We start from the raw sequence: 2,853 nt of genomic DNA, 5'->3' as shown, positions 1-2,853 counted from the left end.
ATCTACAATCTGGAGACCAAGATCCTCAATACCGCCGACTTCCGCGGCGACGTCATTCCTTTTCAATTCGCGGGCGAATCCCTTTCGACGCTCAGCAGCAATTCCTACCTCGTCAAGGACGGCATCTTCACGACGAGCGACAACTCGAAGCCGGACTGGTACATGCGCGCCAAGACAGTCCGTATCTACCCGAAGGACCGCGTCGTCTTTAGCAATGTCACGCTCTACGCCGGGAAGACTCCGGTCTTTTGGTATCCGTATCTCTACCAGTCGTTGAGCGCGGACCAGAGCTTCACCTTCACGCCCGGTTATTACAGTGTCTGGGGCGCGTTCTTGATGACGCAGTACACTTTCCCGTTGTCGGATACGATTTCGGGCAAGTTCCGGCTCGACCTGTATTCCCAGCGCGGTATTGGCGTCGGTTTTGAGGCTCGCTGGGGTGCGGAAAAGCGTTCGGCGACGCCGTTTGCCAAGGCGACGGAGACCAAAGAGCAGAAGCAGACCCGCGATGTGCAGCACGGAGAAAACTGGGGGCATTTCCTGAGCTATTACGTGAGCGACTCCGATCCCGGCACGAACAAGACCGCCCTGACGCGCGAGCCGATCAACCCGAATCGCTACCGCGTCGCTTTGCAGGACCGGACCTTCCTGGACGAGGATCTCTATTCCACGATCAACATCACAAAGTTGAGCGACGCGCGGTTCCTGCAGGACTTCGAGCCGGGTGAGTTTCGCGAGAACCCCAATCCGGACAACATGATCGCCGTGACCAAGTGGAACGAGAACTACTCGGCCATCTTGATCGCGCGGAAACAGATCAACCATGATTTCGACGGCACGGAAAAGCTTCCGGAAGGCGCTCTCGACATCAAGCGCCAGCCGCTCTGGGATTCCCCGGTCTTCTACGACAGCGAAACCAGCGCCGGCATGTATCAGCGCAACTTCGCCAACGGTTCGCTCTTTCCCGACTACAAATCGTTCCGCGCGGATACCTACCAGCAGCTCAGCCGCCCCGGTACTTACTTCGGCTGGCTATCGCTGACCCCCCGGGTGGGTGTGCGAGGCACGTTCTACGAGAATAGCGGCTTCACCCAGCAGGACATCGAAAACATCACCACCAGTTCGACCGTCATCGGTCCTGACGGCTTGCCGGTGACGACCAAGACGACCACCCAGCAGACGACCGAGACGCTGGTGAAGAATGGGTCGCTCTTCCGCGCGGCCGTCACCGCCGGGTTGGAAGCATCGTTTAAGTTTTCCAAGGCCTACGAAGGCGTGCAATCGCGCACCTGGGGCCTCGATGGCCTCCGCCATATCGTCGAGCCCTACATGAACGCCTCGTTCGTCTATACCAACCATTCGCCGGATCAAATTTACCAATTCGACCGTTTCGTTCCCTCGACCCAGGCGCCGCCGATCGATTTCCCGCAGTTCAACGCCATCGACTCCCTGGATAACTGGTCGATCGTCCGTCTCGGCGTGCGCAATCGCTTCCAGACGCGGCGCGACAACCAGACGATGAACTGGCTCGAGTTGAACACTTATTTCGACGTGGATATCCAGCGCCCGGATTTCGGCAATGCGGCCCTGCTCGCCGACACCGGGACCTTTTCCAATGTCTACAATTCGCTGAAGTGGGTGCCGCTTCCGTGGCTGAGCCTGAACGTCGATTCCCAGTTCCCGATACTGGACCACGGCTTTACCCAAGTGAACTCGAGCTTCGGGTTCCAAGTATCCCGCGACCTCACCGTGAGCCTCGGCGAACGCTACATCAACGGGAATACCCAGTTCCAGAACAGCAATCTCGCCACCTTTGGCGGTTACTACCGGATCAACGACAACTGGGCCTTCAGTTTCGGTGAGCAGTATGAATTTGAGACCAGCACGCTCGAAGCGCAGACTTATTCGGTCAGCCGCGATCTTTCGAGTTGGATTGCCTCCTTCGGCCTCGCCATCCAGGACAACGGTGGGCAAAGACAGGTCGGTTTGATCCTGACGTTTACTTTGAAGGACTTGCCCAGTGTGCGTCTGCCCGCCACTTTTGACCCGAGCACGATCGCCGGTCTCGGGGGGAGCAAGTAATTGCGGCGCTTGGGATCGCGCATCGTTTTCCTTGCACTCCGGCGGAGGCGTACGCTTAATCCCGCCCTGCTTGGCCACGGGCCAGCTTCTTTAAGCGCTCGCGCAGGCATTTCATCCAAATCCGCATCAACAACTTAGAACCATGGATCTCTGTATTATTGGCTCCGGCTATGTCGGTCTCGTCTCCGGCGCCTGCTTCGCCGAAGTGGGTCACCACGTCGTCTGCGTCGATAACGACCAACGCAAGGTAGACGCCCTTCAGGCGGGCAAAATCCCGATTTACGAACCCGGCCTCGAAGACCTCGTGCACCGCAATGTGGCGGCCAAGCGCCTGCGCTTCACGAATTCCATCCAGGACGGCGTCGATCATTCGCAGATCATCTTCATCGCCGTGCCCACGCCGCCGCAAGTCGATGGCAGCGTCGATCTCACCTACATCGAGCGCGTCGCGCGGGAAATCGCCGGGGTGCTCAAGCCGGGTGAATACCGGGTGGTGGTGGACAAATCGACGGTACCGGTGAAGACCGGCGAGAAAGTCGCCGACACCATCAAGCGCTATAACAAAGGCGCGGAATTCGACGTCGTCTCGAACCCCGAGTTTCTGCGCGAAGGCTGCGCCGTGCCGGATCTCATGAATCCCGATCGCGTGGTCATCGGTTCCGCCAGCCAGAAGGCCACGGACTTGATGAAGCAGGTCTACGAGCCCTTCCGCGCGCCGATCCTCGTCACGGACGTGAACAGCGCCGAGCTCATCAAGCACGCGGCCAATTC

Annotated in this window: 2 protein-coding genes; both read left to right on the top strand. The window is 58.9% G+C overall.

Annotated elements, in window-relative coordinates; genetic code table 11:
* Positions 1-2,082 (top strand): LPS assembly protein LptD (gene lptD, locus ABJF10_RS30280; RefSeq protein WP_348548325.1); only part of this gene is annotated, 2,082 nt, incomplete at its 5' end.
* Positions 2,083-2,224: 142 nt separating this feature from the next.
* A partial coding sequence (locus ABJF10_RS30275) for a nucleotide sugar dehydrogenase (protein ID WP_348548324.1) occupies positions 2,225-2,853 on the top strand: 629 nt, incomplete at its 3' end.

The organism is Chthoniobacter sp. (assembly GCF_040003245.1).
Classification (GTDB): Bacteria; Verrucomicrobiota; Verrucomicrobiia; order Chthoniobacterales; family Chthoniobacteraceae; genus Chthoniobacter.
The sequence above is the reverse complement of the archived record's forward strand: the minus strand, read 5'-3'. Positions and strand labels throughout refer to the sequence as shown.